This window comes from Arthrobacter sp. Soil_C_60, from assembly GCF_057656375.1.
Genome location: NZ_JBDGKM010000001.1, coordinates 667,937 through 684,332 on the forward strand (window position 1 = coordinate 667,937; position 16,396 = coordinate 684,332).

General features: G+C 66.1%; 15 protein-coding genes. 5 read left to right on the forward strand and 10 right to left on the reverse strand.

Features of this window, described 5'->3' with window-relative positions; translation table 11 throughout:
- Positions 1 to 7 precede the first annotated feature (7 nt).
- The 10 genes from hpaE to AC3A4M_RS03260 form a co-directional block, all read right to left on the reverse strand.
- Positions 8 to 1,525: a 5-carboxymethyl-2-hydroxymuconate semialdehyde dehydrogenase gene (gene hpaE, locus AC3A4M_RS03215; RefSeq protein WP_498733964.1), complete on the reverse strand. Its 1,518-nt coding sequence runs from the start codon at positions 1,523 to 1,525 to the stop codon at positions 8 to 10.
- 40 nt (positions 1,526 to 1,565) lie between these two features.
- Entirely contained in the window at positions 1,566 to 2,255 is a 690-nt protein-coding gene (locus AC3A4M_RS03220; RefSeq protein WP_498732655.1) for a GntR family transcriptional regulator, read from the reverse strand.
- A gap of 10 nt (positions 2,256 to 2,265) precedes the next feature.
- Complete coding sequence (locus AC3A4M_RS03225) at positions 2,266 to 3,732, reverse strand: fumarylacetoacetate hydrolase family protein (protein ID WP_498734091.1); 1,467 nt, start codon at positions 3,730 to 3,732, stop codon at positions 2,266 to 2,268.
- A gap of 163 nt (positions 3,733 to 3,895) precedes the next feature.
- A complete protein-coding gene (locus AC3A4M_RS03230) occupies positions 3,896 to 4,924 on the reverse strand; it encodes a GmrSD restriction endonuclease domain-containing protein (RefSeq protein ID WP_498733965.1) in 1,029 nt (342 codons plus the stop codon).
- 146 nt (positions 4,925 to 5,070) lie between these two features.
- Positions 5,071 to 6,027, reverse strand: a complete 957-nt coding sequence (locus tag AC3A4M_RS03235) for a serine/threonine-protein kinase (protein ID WP_498733966.1) — start codon at positions 6,025 to 6,027, stop codon at positions 5,071 to 5,073.
- Between the two features lie 144 nt (positions 6,028 to 6,171).
- Positions 6,172 to 6,978 carry an alpha/beta fold hydrolase gene (locus AC3A4M_RS03240; RefSeq protein WP_498733967.1) on the reverse strand — a complete coding sequence of 269 codons (807 nt, stop codon included), beginning with the start codon at positions 6,976 to 6,978 and terminating at the stop codon, positions 6,172 to 6,174.
- 4 nt (positions 6,979 to 6,982) lie between these two features.
- Positions 6,983 to 7,312: a biotin/lipoyl-containing protein gene (locus tag AC3A4M_RS03245; RefSeq protein ID WP_074701752.1), complete on the reverse strand. Its 330-nt coding sequence runs from the start codon at positions 7,310 to 7,312 to the stop codon at positions 6,983 to 6,985.
- On the reverse strand, positions 7,305 to 8,285 hold the full coding sequence (locus tag AC3A4M_RS03250) for an alpha-ketoacid dehydrogenase subunit beta (protein ID WP_498734092.1): 981 nt from the start codon (positions 8,283 to 8,285) through the stop codon (positions 7,305 to 7,307). Before AC3A4M_RS03250 ends, AC3A4M_RS03245 begins: the two co-directional genes overlap by 8 nt.
- Positions 8,286 to 8,400: 115 nt before the next feature.
- Positions 8,401 to 9,447, reverse strand: coding sequence for a thiamine pyrophosphate-dependent enzyme (locus AC3A4M_RS03255; protein WP_498733968.1), 1,047 nt, complete (start codon positions 9,445 to 9,447; stop codon positions 8,401 to 8,403).
- Between the two features lie 207 nt (positions 9,448 to 9,654).
- Positions 9,655 to 11,034 (reverse strand): amino acid permease, encoded by a 1,380-nt coding sequence (locus AC3A4M_RS03260; RefSeq protein WP_498734093.1) that lies wholly within the window; start codon positions 11,032 to 11,034, stop codon positions 9,655 to 9,657.
- 190 nt (positions 11,035 to 11,224) lie between these two features.
- On the opposite strand from AC3A4M_RS03260, the gene AC3A4M_RS03265 reads away from it, so the two are divergent.
- From AC3A4M_RS03265 to nadC, 5 genes are all read left to right on the forward strand, one after another.
- The gene (locus AC3A4M_RS03265) at positions 11,225 to 11,716 is read left to right on the forward strand and encodes an Lrp/AsnC family transcriptional regulator (protein WP_498733969.1); all 492 of its coding nucleotides are present in this window, start codon (positions 11,225 to 11,227) and stop codon (positions 11,714 to 11,716) included.
- A gap of 105 nt (positions 11,717 to 11,821) precedes the next feature.
- Complete coding sequence (locus AC3A4M_RS03270; RefSeq protein WP_498733970.1) at positions 11,822 to 12,556, forward strand: NUDIX hydrolase; 735 nt, start codon at positions 11,822 to 11,824, stop codon at positions 12,554 to 12,556.
- A 44-nt stretch (positions 12,557 to 12,600) separates the two neighbouring features.
- Positions 12,601 to 13,893, forward strand: a complete 1,293-nt coding sequence (gene nadA, locus AC3A4M_RS03275; protein ID WP_498733971.1) for a quinolinate synthase NadA — start codon at positions 12,601 to 12,603, stop codon at positions 13,891 to 13,893.
- Positions 13,890 to 15,518: an L-aspartate oxidase gene (gene nadB, locus AC3A4M_RS03280; RefSeq protein ID WP_498733972.1), complete on the forward strand. Its 1,629-nt coding sequence runs from the start codon at positions 13,890 to 13,892 to the stop codon at positions 15,516 to 15,518. The genes nadA and nadB overlap by 4 nt, the downstream gene beginning before the upstream one ends.
- The gene (gene nadC / locus AC3A4M_RS03285) at positions 15,515 to 16,387 is read left to right on the forward strand and encodes a carboxylating nicotinate-nucleotide diphosphorylase (protein WP_498733973.1); all 873 of its coding nucleotides are present in this window, start codon (positions 15,515 to 15,517) and stop codon (positions 16,385 to 16,387) included. The genes nadB and nadC overlap by 4 nt, the downstream gene beginning before the upstream one ends.
- Positions 16,388 to 16,396: the final 9 nt, after the last annotated feature.

The following is a 16,396-nucleotide window of genomic DNA, read 5'->3' on the forward strand; positions in this document are numbered from 1 at the left end:
AAGCGGTTCAGTAATCGATCTCGGACGCCGCCTCGGCGCCGAACTTCGGGGTGTGGACGCTGCCGAGTGTGATGTGGACGGCCTGCTGGTCGGTGTAGAAATCGATGGAGCGGTAGCCGCCCTCGTGGCCGAGACCGGATGCCTTCACCCCGCCGAATGGCGTACGCAGGTCGCGGACGTTGTGGCTGTTCAGCCAGACCATGCCGGCTTCAACGTTCTGGGAGAAGTTGTGCGCGCGGGTCAGGTTCTGGGTCCAGATGTAGGCAGCCAGACCGTACTTGACGCCATTGGCCAGTTCCAGGGCTTCCTCATCGCTGTCGAACGGCGTGATGGCAACAACCGGGCCGAAGATCTCTTCCTGGAAGATCCGGGCATCCGGCTTGACGTCGGCGAAGACGGTGGGGGAGACGTAGTTGCCTTCCTCCAGGCCTTCGGGGCGGCCGCCGCCGGCGATGAGCCGGGCTTCGGACTTGCCGATTTCCACGTAGCTCATGACTTTGTTGTAGTGCTCGGGGTGGACCAGGGCGCCCACCTGGGTCTTCGGGTCATGCGGGTCGCCAACTACAATGTTCTTTGCCCGGACGGCGTACTTCTCGAGGAACTCGTCGTAGACCGGGCGCTCCACGAGGATGCGAGAACCGGCGGTGCAGCGTTCGCCGTTGAGCGAGAAGACACCGAACAGTGCCGAATCGATGGCGGCGTCGATGTCCGCGTCGGCGAAGACGACGCAGGGGCTCTTGCCGCCGAGCTCCATCGACAGGCCCTTGAGGTTCTCGGCCGCGTTGCGGAAGATGGTCTGGCCGGTAGTGGTCTCCCCGGTGAACGAGATCAGCGGGACCTCCGGGTGCTTGACCAAGGCGTCGCCTGCTTCTTCGCCCAGGCCGTTGACCAGGTTGAAGACGCCGGCCGGTACGCCGGCCGCGGTGAAGATGTCGGCCCAGAGCGAAGCGGACAGGGGAGTGAACTCGGCCGGCTTGAGCACCACGGTGTTGCCGGTAGCCAGGGCCGGGGCAAGCTTCCAGGACTCAAGCATGAACGGGGTGTTCCACGGCGTGATCAGGCCCGCAACACCGATCGGCTTGCGGTTGACATAGTTGATCTGCGAGCCGGGGACCTTCATGGCGTCGTCGAACTGGGCGACAATCAGGTCCGCGAAGAAGCGGAAATTCTCGGCGGCGCGCAGCGCCTGGCCCTTGGCCTGAGTGATCGGCAGACCGGTGTCGAAGGTCTCCATTTCGGCCAGACGTGCTTCCTGGGCCTCGACGGCGTCGGCGATCTTGTTCAGGACCCGGGCGCGTTCGCGCGGCTTCATCTTTGGCCAGGGGCCGTTGACGAAGGCCTCTCGGGCGGCGGCGACAGCGGCGTTGATGTCTTCCTTCTGGCCAGCTGCCGCGGTGGCGTAGGTCTTGTTGGTCACCGGATCCAGCACGTCGAACGTCTGGCCGCCGACCGAGTCGACGAACTTGCCGTTGATGAAGTGCTGGATGTGGGTGGGCAGGTCCTCGGGAACGTAGTGTTCGGCCACGATGCACCTTTCTTTCTGGGTTGTTCTTGCGCTTGTTCGGCTAGATGGCTGACGCTGGCTGGTTGTGCTGAGCCATGTAGGCGTTCAGCGTGCCCGTCCGGTGTGCCCGGGCGGCCATCTCGATCTCGTGGACGTCGGCCCGCGATTCGATCAGGGCGATGAGCTGGTCATGTTCTTCAACTGACTTGCGCGCCCGTCCCGGTACCAGGTCGAAGCTGGAGGCCCGCATGGCGTTCAGCCGGTTCCAGCCGCGGTGGACCAGGTCCAGGATGTGCGGGTTGGGGCAGTGGCCGTAGAGGATGGCATGGAGTTCGTTGTTGATCCGCGTGAAGCGTTGCGGTTCGAAGTCTTCCAGGCACCGGCGCAGTTCGGCATTGAGCCGACGGGCGTTGTCGATGTCCGCCGCAGTGATCAGCGGGGCGGCCAGGGCGGTCGCGGCTCCTTCGATCACGCTCAGGGTCTGCATGGTGTGCAGGTAGAGCGTGGCGTCGACGCCGGCCACCGTGGCCCCGACATTGCGCTCGAACTTGACCAGTCCCTCGGCCTCCAGCCGGCGGATGGCTTCCCGGACCGGCACCACGCTGAAGCCGAGTTCTTCGGCAATGCTGCTCAGCACCAGGCGGTAGCCGGCCACGAGGGCGCCGCCGGTGATCCGGTCTTTGAGCACCTCGTAGGCCTGTTCCGACTTCGATCGGGCCTCGGTACGTGCGGGGATGGCAGTGGTGGACATCGTCTTGCCGTTACTGCCCGCCGCCGGCGGCGACCCATTCGTGGTACTTGGCGACCCAGTCCTCATTCATCGGGAAAAGTCCGTCCACCTTGTGCCCTTCCTGAACCATCTGGAAGACAAAGGCATCGCGACGCTCCTGCTCGACGGCCTCGTCAGCTACTTCCTCGGCAAGCGACGGCGGCAGCACCAGGATGCCGTCGGCGTCCGCCACGATGATGTCGCCCGGCTGTACGGTGGTTCCGCCACAAGCAACGGTGATGTCGGTGTCCCACGGAACGTGCTTGCGCCCGAGTACGGCCGGATGCGCCGAGGCGTAGAAGGCCGGGATATCCAGGCCGGCGACGGCGGTGAGGTCACGCACGCCGCCGTCGGTAATCACACCGGCGGCGCCGCGCTTGTGGGCGCGCAGAGCGAGGATGTCACCGAGCGTGCCGGCGCCCTTTTCGCCGCGGGCCTCCATGACCAGGACGTCGCCCTCGTTCAGATCATCGATGATGCGCTTCTGGGCGTTGAAGCCGCCGCCGTGGCTCTTGAACAGATCCTCGCGGTTGGGCACATACCGCAGGGTGCGGGCGGTACCGATGACCTTGCGGTCCGTCTTGGTCGGCTGCAGGCCATCGATGCTGACATTGTTCAGCCCGCGCTTACGCAGCGCGGCGGAGATGGTGGCCGTGGCGACGGAAGCCAACTTGGCCTTCAGTTCCTCGGTCAAAACCGGTTTCTTGGCGGCCAGTCCGGCGGCTTCTGCCGACCCGAAGGCATCCTCGCGGTCCTTGTCGGTGACCTTGGGGGTGTTGCCGAACTCCGCGAACGGTACCTCGCCCTGGGTGACGGTGGTTACGAGACGGCCGCTGCTCAGCGATGTGGACGGGGAATCCACCTCAACCTCGACGACGTCACCCGGGACGATGACCGAGGAACCGGCCGGCGTGCCGGTGAGAATCATGTCGCCCGGTTCCAGCGTCATCAGCTGGGACAGGTCGGCGATGATCTGGGCAAAGGGGAAAATCAGTGCCTCGGTGGTGTCATCCTGGACCAGTTCGCCGTTGACCCAGGTGCGGACGCGCAGTGCCGCCGGGTCTACCTGGTCGGCCGGAATGAGGGCCGGGCCTACCGGGGTGAAGCCGTCGCCGGACTTGGACCGGATGTTGGAACCCTTGTCCGCATACTTGATGTCGTAGACGCCGAGGTCATTGCTGGCGGTTACGGCGCCGACGTAGCTCCAGGCGTCCTCGACGCTGACGCGGCGGGCGGGCTTGCCGATGACCAGGGCAACTTCGCCTTCGAATGCAAGCAGTTCAGTGCCGGCAGGCCGCTCCACCGTGCCGCCGCTGAGGCTCAACGAGGACGAGGCCTTCATGAAGTAGGACGGGTTGGCCGGAACGCGTCCGCGCTGGGCTGCCCGGGAAGAGTAGGAGAGGTGCACTGCGAGCACCTTGCCGGCGCTTTTCAGCGTGGCAGAATCGACGGGCTGCAGCGTGACCGCTTCGGTTTCCTGAGCGACATGTGCTTCAGACAAGACATCCTCCTGCTTATGTATGAAATCGTATACGATCCATCATGGCCTGTGCCGATCGTCACGTCAACCCCTGGCCGAAGTTTTCCGGCCGCTTGTTCACGGAACGTGGAATCATCGGCGGCTAAGGAGTTACGACGGCGGTCATTCCCGCCTTGATTCCGCTGGCAACACCGCCGGCTGACAGCGTAATGACCGTAGCCGGTCCGCCCGGACCCGACGCGCTGTACCACTGGTCGGCCGCGCCCGTGGCGCCGCCGAGGAACTTGACGGTATAGCCGCCAGGCGGCAGGCCTGTCAGCTCAAAGTCGCCTTCCAGCCGGACGTGCGTTTCCCGCACCAGCGACTGGTCGGCGTCGTACGCCTGCACGGCCATTCCCTTGAAGGGGATGCCCGGCGGCCCTGCGACGACGGCCCCAATGATCGCGGCCGGTCCGACACCCGGGTCCAGTCCGAGCGGAGGGACTCCGACCGGGATGTTCCGGCACATGTTGGTCTCCGCCTCGTCCAGCTGGATCATGAGCGCGTCGTACTCAGCAGGATCGACACTCAGGTTCCAGCGCGCCTTGATCCACACCCACTCCTGGGCGTATTTGCAGTGCACGCCGAAATAGGGCGGCCACCAGTGCGCGGGATCCGAGGAGCCGCGCTCCTGGTTGGCGCCGGTCGACAGGATGGTCAGGGTCAGGCTGTTGGTCAGATCGTTGGCGAAGTCGCGGCGCTGCTCAGGCGTCCATGCCCAGGCCCCGGAGTGCCAGGCCTCTTCAAGCGGAACAAGGTGCGCCACATCCACCTGGGCCGGATCCTCTAAGACCTGCATGTCCCAGACGGCGGGCCATTGCGCCTTGCTGACGGTGCAGGGGGAGGACATCGTTGGGTCGCTGGCGTTGGCGATCAGGACGTGTTCCTCAGTAGTACAGCCGTCCGGTCGCATCACGGGGTAGTCGAAGGCTGCTTGCCGGAATTCCGGACCCGCAGGGGCCCGCCTGACCAAGGTGTTGAGCAGGGCACGTCCCGTAGCAATCCCGCGGGGAGGGTAGCCGTCGGACGCGGTATCGCTGAGCTGGAGTGCCGTCGGGGTTACCGGGAGCCCTTCGGTGAAGCCGGCCGCCCCGCTCGCACAGAGCGCAAGGGAAATGGCAGTAGCCAACATCGTGCAGTGCATTAAAGCTCGACTCATTGCCGTGCCCAACTGTTGCCCGTCATGGGTTCTACCCGGATTCTACGCCGTCTGGCTCGGCGGGCGTAGCCCCTCGGGATGACTCATTGAAAACCTCCGCGTAGCCGAGGCCGCCGGAGTTAACCGACGCTGGGGGCCCGGTTCGGCGGAGCCGGAATGATGACGTTGCCTGTGGTGACATTGCCCGTGTCTACCCCGTTGTGGGCGGCCGGTTCCGGGGCAAGCTCAGGAGCAGGGTGGGACGGCATGGATGTTTCCGTCCAGGACCGCAAGGTCAAGGCGACATCGTGCGCCGTCGGGCGGTCCTGCGGTTCCCTGGCGGTCATGTCACGCAGCAGCTGGCCCCATGCCGCTCCGAGATCCTCAGGGATTTCAGGATCGCGCAGCAACCGGGCAACCGCGGCTTCGACGATCGGCCCCGGAAAGGCTTTCTCGCCGGTCAGACATTCCAGCAAGACCAGGCCAAGCGAATAGATGTCGGAAGCCGGCGTCACCGGATGGCTCAGTGCCTGTTCCGGGCTCAGGTAATTTGCCGTTCCGATTGTGGCGCCGTGAACTGTGGAGACTGAAGCGTCAACTACGCGTGCGATGCCGAAGTCGGAGAGTTTTGGATGCAGACGGGTGTCCTGGCTGCCGGTATCGGCGATCAGGATGTTGGCCGGCTTGACGTCCCGGTGGACTACGCCGTTCTCGTGGATGTAGTTCAACGCATCCGCCAGATCCGCGCCAATGTTCGCCGTCGTCGTTGGATCCAGCCGTCCGACTGCCGCCAGCGTTTTGCGCAGATCCCGGCCGTCGATCAACTCCATCACCAGATAGCTTGTGGTGGCTCCGTCGTCCGACTGATAGAGGCCGGCGTCGAAAAGCGTGACAAGCACAGGATGGCTCAGCGTGGCCAGCAGCAGCGTCTCAGTGTGCTGGCGCCGGTATTCATCGTCGTCCGGGGTGGTGGGGGCGAACATTTTGACGGCAACTTCACGTCCAAGTGATTCATCCGTCGCACGGTATACCGAGGCCGCACCACCGGTACCGATAAGGTCACCGGTCCTGTAGCGTCCCCCGAGGAATAATTCCACTAAGCCTCCAGGGCCGGGTATGAAAGGTTTTTATCTAGTAAGTAGTCTACCTTCCCGGGCGGAGCAGTAGGCGCCATAACGCCAAAACGGAAGGCACACCACATCGGGCGTGCCTTCCGTTTTAGCCGTACCGTGACGGACCGTTCAGCCGGCGAGGAATTCGATGGCGGCATTCTTGAACGCGCGGCTGGTGACCGCGTTGGCATGGGTCCGCGCCGGCAGCCACAGCAGCTCTGCGTTGCCGCTGAGCTTGGCCAGCTCCGGCGCCGTGACGGCCAGTTCGTCTTTCTCGCCTGCCACCAGCAGCACCGGCATCCGCGGCACCGCCTCGGCCGGAACGAAGGGCTCGGTCTTGATGGCCTCGATCATGGTCAGCAGCGCGAAGACGTTATTGCTGGGCACCAATGTGGCCATCCGGAGCAGTTCGGCCGTGGTCGGGTCGGCGATCTCCGTCCCGTCGGCCAGGTACTGCTGCGCCGCGCGCAGATCGAAGTCCGCCAGCGGATCCCCGACGCCGGGCCCGCCCAGGACCATCCGGCGCACCATTTCCGGCTGCGTGGCGCCGAACTCCCAGGCCAGACGTGCGCCCAGCGAGTAGCCGATGAGATCCACTCCGGTGGAATCGTCGTCGTCCTTTAGCGGCCGGACGTGGGCGTTGTAGATCAACTGCAGCAGATCCGCGCGGATCCGGCTGGGGGAGTACGCGTCCATTTCCTCGGGGGAAGGGCTGCCGCCATGGCCGGGCAGGTCCACCGTGACCACCCGCCGTCCGGCCTGCGTCAAGGCGGTGATCCAGCCCGCGTCCTCCCAGTTGAGCTTGGCGGAGGACGCGAAACCGTGCAGCAGGATCACCGGCCGGCGCGGACCGGTGGTGCCCTCGGCGGCCTCGTGGATCCGCACGTTCAGGTGCGGATCCACGCCCTCGACGGTCTGCTCCCGGTGCCTGCCCACCGGACTAGTCCTCGTCCAGGTTGGCGCTGAGGCGGACGCGCCGCTTGGGCGCCTCCTCCTTCGGCACGGTGCCGACGATGCCTGCCGTGTCGTCCGGAACTTCGAAGACGATCAGCGGGTCGCCCACCTTGATGGTCTCGCCGGGTTCGCCGTAGGTCCTGACCACCTTGCCGGCCTGCGGCGAGGGCAGCTCCACCGCCGACTTGGTCGTCTCCACTTCCACCAGCGGGTGGTTGCGTTCGATCATTTCGCCCTCGGTGACCAGCCATTCAAGCACGGTGGCCTCGATCAGGCCCTCGCCCAGGTCCGGGAGGGGGAAGGAAATTTCAGCCACGGCGATACTCCAATACTCGCTGGATCCCGTACAGGATGCGGTCAATGTTGGGGATGTACTCGTCCTCGAGGTCTCCTGAGGGATACGGTACGTCGAAACCGGTCACCCGCTCAACGGGTGCCTTCAGGGTGCCGAAGCAACGCTCGCTAATGATCGAGGCGACTTCTGCGCCCAGACCGGAGGTCCGGGGCGCTTCATGAACGACGACGGCGCGGCGCGTCTTGGCCACGGAAGCCGCCAGGCCCTCGGCGTCGATCGGCTTGAGCCAGCGCAGGTCCAGGACCTCGATCTCGATACCGTCCTCGGCCGCGAGGTCGGCAACCTGCAGGCAGCGGGCCACCATGGCGCCCCAGGCCACCAGGGTCAGGTGCTTGCCCTCGCGGACCACGCGGGAACCGGTCGGGCTGTAACCTGCCGCGTCGGCGCCGGTGTTGACCCGGCCCTTCTGCCAGTACCGGGACTTCGGCTCCATGAAGATGACCGGGTCCTGGCGGGTGGCCGCGTACTTGAGCAGGTGGTACGCCTCGTTCGGTCCCGAGGGGGAAACAACCTTGAGTCCGGGTACGTGGGCGAACATTGCTTCCAGCGATTCGCCGTGGTGTTCCGGTGCCCGGATGCCGCCGAAGCTCGGCACGCGCAGCGTAATGGGCATCGGCAGTTTGCCGCGGCTGCGGTAGTTCATCCGGCCGACCTGGCAGATGATCTGGTTCACCGCAGGGTAGGCAAAACCATCGAACTGCACTTCCGGGATGGGGTGGTAGCCGGCCATGGCCAGCCCCACGGACATGCCCAGGATGCCGGACTCGGCCAACGGGGTGTCGAAAACCCGCGCCTCGCCGAACTTCTTCTGCAGGCCGTCGGTGATGCGGAAGACGCCGCCGAGCTGTCCGACGTCCTCACCCAGGATGAGGGCGCGCGGATTCTCCGTCATGACTTCGGCCAGGGCCCGGTTCAGGGCCTGCTGCATGGACATGGTTTCGGTGGCTCCGGCGTCCGCAGGCTCCGGGAAGTCCTGCACGGATTCCTGCTGGACGTCGGCGGCAGCGGTGTTGTCCTGGGCGGCTTCGAGATCGCTCAGGGTAGTGTGCTCAGACATGTTCCGATTCCTCCCGCCAGGCGCTGGCCTGTGCCTTCAGTGCTTGTGTGGGTTCCTGGTAGACAAAGTCGAACATTTCCGTGCCGGGCCGCGGACCCAGCGCGTTGATGCCTGCCCGGATCTGCTCTTCCTCGGCCTTGGCCTCTGCCAGGGCTTCTTCGAAGAAGGCTTCGTCGGCGATCCCGTCTGCCAGCAGCCGGGCGCGCATCCGCGCCAAGGGGTCCTCACCGCCGTCGGTACGTTCTTCTTCGAGGGTGCGGTAGCGGCCCGGATCATCACTGGTGGAGTGCGGCCCGCGCCGGTAAGTCATGGCCTCGACTACCGCCGGTCCCTTGCCTGCACGGGCATGCGCCAGCGCTGCGGCGGTCGCCTGGGTGACGGCAACGACGTCGTTCCCGTCCACCTGGAGGGAGGGCATGCCGTACCCTGCCGCCCGGCCGGCCACCGAGCCGCCGGCTACCTGGCGCTCGGTCGGGACCGAGATGGCCCAACCGTTGTTCTGGATGAAGAAGACGACGGGGGCCTTCATCACAGCGGCAAAATTCATCGCCTCATGGACGTCGCCCTGCGAGCTGGCGCCGTCGCCAAAGTAGGTGATGGCCACGCCGAGTTCTCCTGCCGGCGTTCCGTCCAGGGTCTGGCCGTGCGCCCAGCCGACCGCATGCAGCACGGAGCCGGCCACAACGGCCTGGATCGGGGCGAAGCGCGAGGCCTTGGGGTCATACAGGCCGCCGTGCCAGGTGGCCTTGTGGGTGGACATATATTCCACCATGTCCACACCGACGGTGCGGGCAACGCCCATTTCGCGGTAGGTGGGGAAGACAAAGTCGCGGCTCATGTCCAGTGCGTAGCCGCTGCCGACCTGCGCCGCTTCCTGGCCCAGCTGCGGAGCGTATCCGGGGATCAGACCCTGGCGCTGCCAGCGGATCGCGGATTCGTCCAGGTGGCGGACCGCCACCATCAGCCGGTACAGCTCCCTGAGCTCCTCACCGGCCAGCTCGGCCCGGCCTGTCCCGTCCAGAGCAAGAACATCAGCCATGCTGTTTCCTCCATATCCTCTGCGTGGCCGCGGTGCCCTGCCCGCGGCCGAGAGCCGCAGGCGGCCCGGCGGCCGTCCTGTAAGTGACCATAGTCACGGGCAGGAGGGGTGTGCAATATGGAAGAAAAGCACCGTGCAGCGTGCACAGTTAAGGCGACGATGCTGGGCTAAGGCGTGGCAATTTGCTAGGCCGTAGCCGAGTGTCGGTTAGCGGACTGTCGACCGCCGGCGGGCAAAGAGCTTGTTCAGAACGGCGATGCCGGCGATGAGCACTGCCGTTGAAACCAGTTGCGCGCTGGTGCCGGGCGAAAAGAACCCGACGGCCAGGATTGCAGCCAGCAGGCCCAGACCCAGATAGGTGATGGCCGGGAAGCCCCGCATTCTCATCGGCAGGTCCTGGCCCTCGCGGTCCGCGCGGCGGCGGAGGATCAGCTGCGATGTCAGGACCATGCCCCAGACAACCAGGCAGGTCGAACCGACAAAGCTCAGCAGTACGGGCAGGACCTTCTCCGGGAACAGGAGTTCCATGACCGTCGCCACGAAGCCGAAGGCCACAGAGGACAGGACCGCCGCGATGGGGACGCGGTGCAGGCCTATCCGCTGGAGCAGGGCCGGTGCCTCGCCGCGCTGGGAAAGCGAGAAGATCATCCGGGAGGCGCCGTACAGGTTGGCGTTCAGGGCCGAGAGCAAGGCAAAGGCGGCGATGATCGTGATGGCCACGTCCGCCCCCGGTATGGCGGCAACGGACAGCACCGCGGCGAAGGGGGAGGCGAGGGCTTCCGAATCCCACGGGACCACGGTGGCGATGACCAGTACCGAGCCGAAGTAGAAGACCAGAATCCGCCACACCACCGTCTTGATGGCCCGGGAGACACTGTGCTGCGGATCCTGTGTTTCCGCCGCGGCCACCGCGACGATTTCGGTGCCGCCAAAGGCAAAAATCACTACCAGCAGGCCTGCGGCAATGCCGGCCAGACCGGCGGGAGCAAAACCGTCGCCGCCAAACAGGTTGGACAGTCCGGGCGAGGGGGCATGGGGGAGCCAGCCGAAGATCAGGGCTGCGCCGAGGGCCAGGAACGCCACGATGGCGGCGACCTTGATGATGGCAAACCAGAACTCGAACTCACCGTAGTTCTTGACGCCCATCAGGTTGATGGCGGTGAAAACGACCATGAAAACCAGGGCCAGCAGCCATGACGGCAGCACGGGCCAGACCGAGGCGAGCAGGGCCGCGGCGCCGACGGCCTCGGCCGCAATGACGGTCACCAGCTGGAGCCACCACAGCCAGCCGATGGTTGCCCCGGCCGTGCGGCCCATGGCTTTTTCGGCGTAGGTGGAGAAAGCGCCGCTGCTAGGGTGGGCCGCTGCCATTTCGCCCAGCGCCCACATCACGATGATGACCAGCGTTCCGGCGAGCAGATAAGAGATCAGCACTGCCGGTCCCGCGGCCTGGATGCCTGCGCCGGAGCCGAGGAAGAGCCCGGCGCCGATTGCGCTGCCCAGGCCCATCATGGTCAGCTGGCGCGAGGTCATGGACTGGCCAAGACCCTGGCGGGATGTGCCTGCTTCATCGGTGCTGGACTGCATCTGTCCGCCGTCGGAGGTGGAGTGGTGGGGGCTCGTGCGAGTCATGCGGATTCCTGTCATCGGCTGTGGCCTTATAACTGTAGATCCAAGGACCTGTGGCGAAAGCATTTGGTGAATGCGCCGCCGCGGCTGACAATTTGTATACTCCTGCAGCCGTGGGTGCCTCAGATTGGAAGGGTTAAGCAGCGCCGTGAATATTGACTCACTGGATTCCCGGATCGTCACGCTCTTCACGGAGGACCCCCGGATGTCCGTACTGGAGGCATCGCGGGTGCTAAAAGTGGCCCGTGCCACAATACAGGCGCGGCTGGATAAAATGCAACGCCACGGGGTCATTGCCGGCTGGGGTCCGCGGCTGTCGCCGGCCGAGCTCGGCTACGTGGTGAAGGCGTATTGTTCGCTGGTTATCCGGCAGGAATCCGGGCACGATGCGGTGGCCGAAGCCTTGTCCCGGATCCCCGAAGTCCTGGAACTGCATACAGTATCGGGGGAGAGCGACCTGCTCGCCTGCGTGGTGGCGAGATCGAATGCCGACCTGCAGCGAGTGCTTGACGAAATGACCGCCACCAATACCGTGCTGCGGTCGTCGTCGGTCATTGTCCTGAACAGCCATTTCGAGGGCCGCACTTTGCCGCTGGTGCAGGCGGCAGGTGCTGCCGCGGAGCCGCCCGACTCCGACTAGCGCCCAGCTACCGGGCTCGGTCTCGGACCAGCTTCATAAAAACCCCCGCCACCGAAAGAGATTGTGTCACTTCGACTTTAACAGCTAGAATGTGTTCTGGTCATAATGACTTTTACTGGTGGGCAAGGAGGTGTGGAAGTGGTTTACTCGGCGAACGTGTCGGAGCGCAGGCAGCAGCCGCCCGAGCTTGCCATTTCCACCGTCATCTTCGCGCTGCGTCCGGATGAGGATTCTGCGCGCCCCACGATCTGGCTCCCGCTGGTCCGCCGCACGCGGCAGCCCTACCGCGATCTCTGGGCTCTGCCCGGCGGACCGCTCAGTCCGGAGGAGTCGTTGCCGGACGCAGCCCGGCGGAACCTGCAGGACACCACATCGCTGCAGCCGAGCTATCTGGAACAGCTGTACGCCTTCGGCGGCCTGGACAGGTCACCGGTCCAACGCGTCGTTTCGATTGTCTACTGGGCGCTGGTCAAGCCCGACGTCGCGGCGCTGGCCCGCGAAACGGAAAACGTGAGGTGGTTCCGCGCCGACCACCTCGGCCAGCTCGCCTTCGACCACAACCAGATTGTGGACTATGCGCTGTGGCGGTTGCGGAACAAGGTGGAGTACAGCTCCATCGCCTACGCCTTCCTGGGCGAAAAGTTCACCCTCGCCCAGGTCCGCGAGGTCTACGAGGCCGTTCTGGGCAAGGAACTGGACCCGGCCAACTTCCGCCGCCAGCTGCGTGCCGCTACGGACATCGAGGCCACCGAAGAATACCTGCAGGGCGGCCGGCACCGGCCGCCCCGGCTCTACCGCTACACCGGGAGCACCAGCCCCGGAAACGGACCCCTCGGCTAAACAACCGGAACTTTTTGCCAACCGCCAGAAATCGGAGAGAGACCATGGCATCAACCAACAGCACCATCGAGCTCATCACCCGCGAGGAAGCCGAGGCGCGCCCGGCGGCCGCCGGCAGCTGCAGTCCCGACCTGGTCAAGGCGCCGTGGAATTTCGACGGCGGCGCCACGCCTGCGTACGGCCCCGGTGCCTCCATGGCCGATATCGCCCCGGCCGCAACCCCGCGGCAGGGCCAGATCCCCGAGGAATACCGGCTGGCCAGCGACGACGAGTTGCATGCCAGGATTATGGCCGCCAAGGAAAAGCTGGGCGAAAAGCTGGTGGTGCTGGGTCACTTCTACCAGCGGGACGAAGTCGTCAGATACGCGGATTTCGTGGGGGATTCGTTCCAGCTGGCCCGGGCCGCCAAGGAAAAGCCGGAGGCGGAAATCATCGTCTTCTGCGGGGTGCACTTCATGGCCGAAACCGCGGACCTGCTCTCCGGCGCGGACCAGTCCGTCATCCTGCCGAACCTGGCCGCCGGCTGCTCTATGGCGGACATGGCGGACATCGACTCCGTGCAGGCCTGCTGGGACCAGCTCACGGACGTACTCGGTGCGGAACCGGACGAGGACGGAAAGCTGCCGGTCATCCCGGTAACGTATATGAACTCCTCCGCCGCGCTGAAGGGATTCTGCGGCGAAAACGGCGGCATCGTCTGCACCTCATCGAACGCCGCAACCGTGCTGGAATGGGCCTTCGAACGGGGCCAGCGGGTGCTGTTCTTCCCGGACCAGCACCTGGGCCGCAACACCGCCAAGGCCATGGGCGTGCCGCTGGAGCAGATGCCGATGTGGAACCCGCGCAAACCGCTGGGCGGCAACGACGAGCAGGCCCTGCAGGATTCCCGCGTCATCCTCTGGCACGGCTTCTGCTCGGTGCACAAGCGCTTCACGGTGGACCAGATCGAGAAGGCACGCTCGGACTACCCCGGCGTGCGGGTGATCGTGCACCCCGAGTGCCCGATGCCGGTCGTCGATGCAGCAGACGAGGCCGGATCGACCGACTACATCCGCAAGGCCATCGACGCCGCCACCGAGCCCACCGTCTTCGCCGTCGGCACCGAGATCAACATGGTCAACCGGCTGGCCGCGGAGTATCCGCAGCACACCATTTTCTGCCTCGACCCTGTGGTCTGCCCGTGCTCCACCATGTACCGGATCCACCCCGGCTACCTGGCCTGGGTCCTGGAGGCCTACGCCGAGCGCGGCGAAGTCCTGAACCAGATCACCGTTGAGGACAACGTGGCGGTACCGGCGCGCGTGGCCCTCGAGCGGATGCTGGCAGCCAAGCCGTGAACACGCGGCGTCGGACAGGCAGCCGGCGGATCGTCGTCGTCGGTTCCGGCATAGCCGGACTGTATGCGGCGGCGCTCGCCGCCGAGGAACCGGACGGGCACCAGGTGACGCTGGTGACCAAGGGGGCACTCGCGCAGAGCAACACGTGGTTCGCGCAGGGCGGGATCACCGCCGTGACCGGGCAGGGCGAGGCCGCGGGCGATTCGGTCGATGCACACGTGGCGGACACGCTCCGTGCGGGTGCGGAAATGAACGACGACGCCGCGGTGCGGCTTCTGTGCGAAGCTGCCGGCGCCGAGATCGACACCCTGCTCCGGTGGGGAGTGCCCTTCGACCGGAAGGGGACACTGCTGGCGCTGGGACTCGAGGGCGCCCATTCGGCGGCGCGCATCCTGCATGCCGGCGGTGACCGCACCGGTGCCGCCATTGCCGAGGTGCTGATCCGCCGGGTAGTGTCCCTGGCCGGCGCCGGACGGCTGGAGCTCCGCGAGCACAGCTTCGTGACCCGCCTGCTGGAAACCGGCGGCCAAGTCACCGGCGTTGAACTCTTCGACGCGCCCGAAGGCGCGCTGCGCACGCAGCTGCCGGCCGACGTCGTTGTTCTCGCCACGGGCGGGGCCGGGCAGCTTTACGAAGCAACCACCAATCCGGACGCTGCCACCGGTGACGGCGTCGCGCTCGCGTGGGCAGCCGGGGCGGTCCTGACAGACCTGGAATTCATCCAGTTCCATCCCACGTTGCTAGATCCGGCCGCCGCCAACGGAACGGCCTTCATGATTTCCGAGGCGGTCCGCGGGGAGGGCGCCCTGCTGGTGGATTCCACCGGGCACCGCTTTATGCCGGATTACCACCCGGATGCCGAGCTCGCGCCCCGGGACGTCGTCTCGCGCGCAATCTGCCGGCAACGGCTGCTGCTTGAGTCCCGCGGCGAAGCGCCCCGGGTCTACCTGGACGCCACCGGCATCAGCCGGCCCAAAGGGACGGACTTCCTGGCGCGGCGTTTCCCCACCATCCACAACACGGTGACCGCGCTGGGCCTGGACTGGAACACCCAGCCGCTGCCGGTGGTGCCCGCCTCGCATTACTGGATGGGCGGGATCCGTACGGACCTCGCCGGGCGGACCTCCGTGCCGGGCCTGTTCGCCGTGGGGGAGGCCGCGTGCACCGGAGTGCACGGGGCCAACCGGCTGGCATCGAACTCGCTGCTGGAAGGGCTGGTCTTTGCCCGCCGGGCTGTCCGGGCGCTCGCCGCCGGGGAGCGGACCCCGGCGTTCGAGGCGCTCCCGCTGGAGCTTTCGGAAGGCACCGTGCCCTGCACCCGTGCCGACCTGCAGCGCCTAATGTCCTCGGCAGCGGGCGTGGCACGGGACGGAGCAACCCTGGAGCTCGCCGCCAAGCAGCTCGGAGAGTGGGCCGCGGAGCCGGCGGACCAGGCGAGGGCCGAAGACGCAAACCTGCTCACCGCCGCCCGTCTGGTGGTTGCCGCGGCCCGCGCCCGAGAGAACTCCATCGGAGCCCATTACCGCACCGATTTCGAAAACCGTCCGGCGGGCAACGGCCGCCTCAGTTTTGTCAATCCCCGTGCCGGTGTCCCCGGCCGCAGCGCCAGCCAGGAGCAGCCATGAACCACATTCTTCCGCCCGACCAGCCGACGCTTGAGCGCATTGTCGCCGCTGCGCTCGCAGAAGACGCCCCGTGGGGCGACATCACCTCGAACGCCCTGATCCCGGCGGACGCCACGGCGACCGCGGAGCTGGCAGCCCGCGAGCCGGGCGTGTTCGCCGGCGTTCCCGTGCTGGAAACCGTCCTGCGGCAGGTCGACGCGTCCGTGTCCGTACAGCTCAAGGTCCAGGACGGGGACACGTTCGACGCCGGCCAGGTACTGGCGGTGATCAGCGGCAACGCCCGCTCCATCCTGCTGGCCGAACGCGTGGGACTGAACCTGCTGCAGCGACTGAGCGGCATTGCCACCCAGACGGCTGCCTTCGTCGCGGCGGTAGCCGGAACGGCGGCCCGGGTGGTCGATACCCGCAAGACCACCCCCGGGCTGCGCGCGCTGGAGCGCTACGCTGTGAGGTGCGGCGGCGGGCACAACCACCGCTATTCGCTCTCCGATGCCGTGATGGCCAAAGACAACCACCTCGCCGTGATTACCGACGGCGGCCGCAAGGATTTGACCGAGGCCTTGCGGGAGGCGAAGTCGCGGCTGCCGCACACGGTCCACTTTGAAGTCGAAGTGGACCGGGCCGAGCAGATCGAACCCGTGCTGGCAGCCGGGGTGGATACGATCATGCTGGACAACTTCCCGCTTGAGGGGCTCCGCGCCGGCGTGGCCCAGGTGGCAGGACGTGCCCTGGTGGAAGCCAGCGGCAATGTCCGGCTGGAAACGGTGGGGGAGATCGCCCGCACCGGAGTGGACGTAATCTCTTCCGGCGCACTCACCCACAGCGTCAGGTCCCTGGACCTGGGGCTGGACATCCACATCTCCCACTGACGAAAGCAG

What these genes read in the sequence shown, in the direction of transcription:
- AC3A4M_RS03220 (WP_498732655.1), bottom strand. Translation starts at nt 2,255, where the DNA reads ATGTCCACCACTGCCATCCCCGCACGTACCGAGGCCCGATCGAAGTCG.
- AC3A4M_RS03230 (WP_498733965.1), bottom strand. Translation starts at nt 4,924, where the DNA reads ATGTTGGCTACTGCCATTTCCCTTGCGCTCTGTGCGAGCGGGGCGGCC.
- AC3A4M_RS03250 (WP_498734092.1), bottom strand. Translation starts at nt 8,285, where the DNA reads ATGTCCATGCAGCAGGCCCTGAACCGGGCCCTGGCCGAAGTCATGACG.
- AC3A4M_RS03255 (WP_498733968.1), bottom strand. Translation starts at nt 9,447, where the DNA reads ATGGCTGATGTTCTTGCTCTGGACGGGACAGGCCGGGCCGAGCTGGCC.
- AC3A4M_RS03260 (WP_498734093.1), bottom strand. Translation starts at nt 11,034, where the DNA reads ATGCAGTCCAGCACCGATGAAGCAGGCACATCCCGCCAGGGTCTTGGC.
- AC3A4M_RS03270 (WP_498733970.1), top strand. Translation starts at nt 11,822, where the DNA reads ATGACTTTTACTGGTGGGCAAGGAGGTGTGGAAGTGGTTTACTCGGCG.
- nadA (WP_498733971.1), top strand. Translation starts at nt 12,601, where the DNA reads ATGGCATCAACCAACAGCACCATCGAGCTCATCACCCGCGAGGAAGCC.
- nadC (WP_498733973.1), top strand. Translation starts at nt 15,515, where the DNA reads ATGAACCACATTCTTCCGCCCGACCAGCCGACGCTTGAGCGCATTGTC.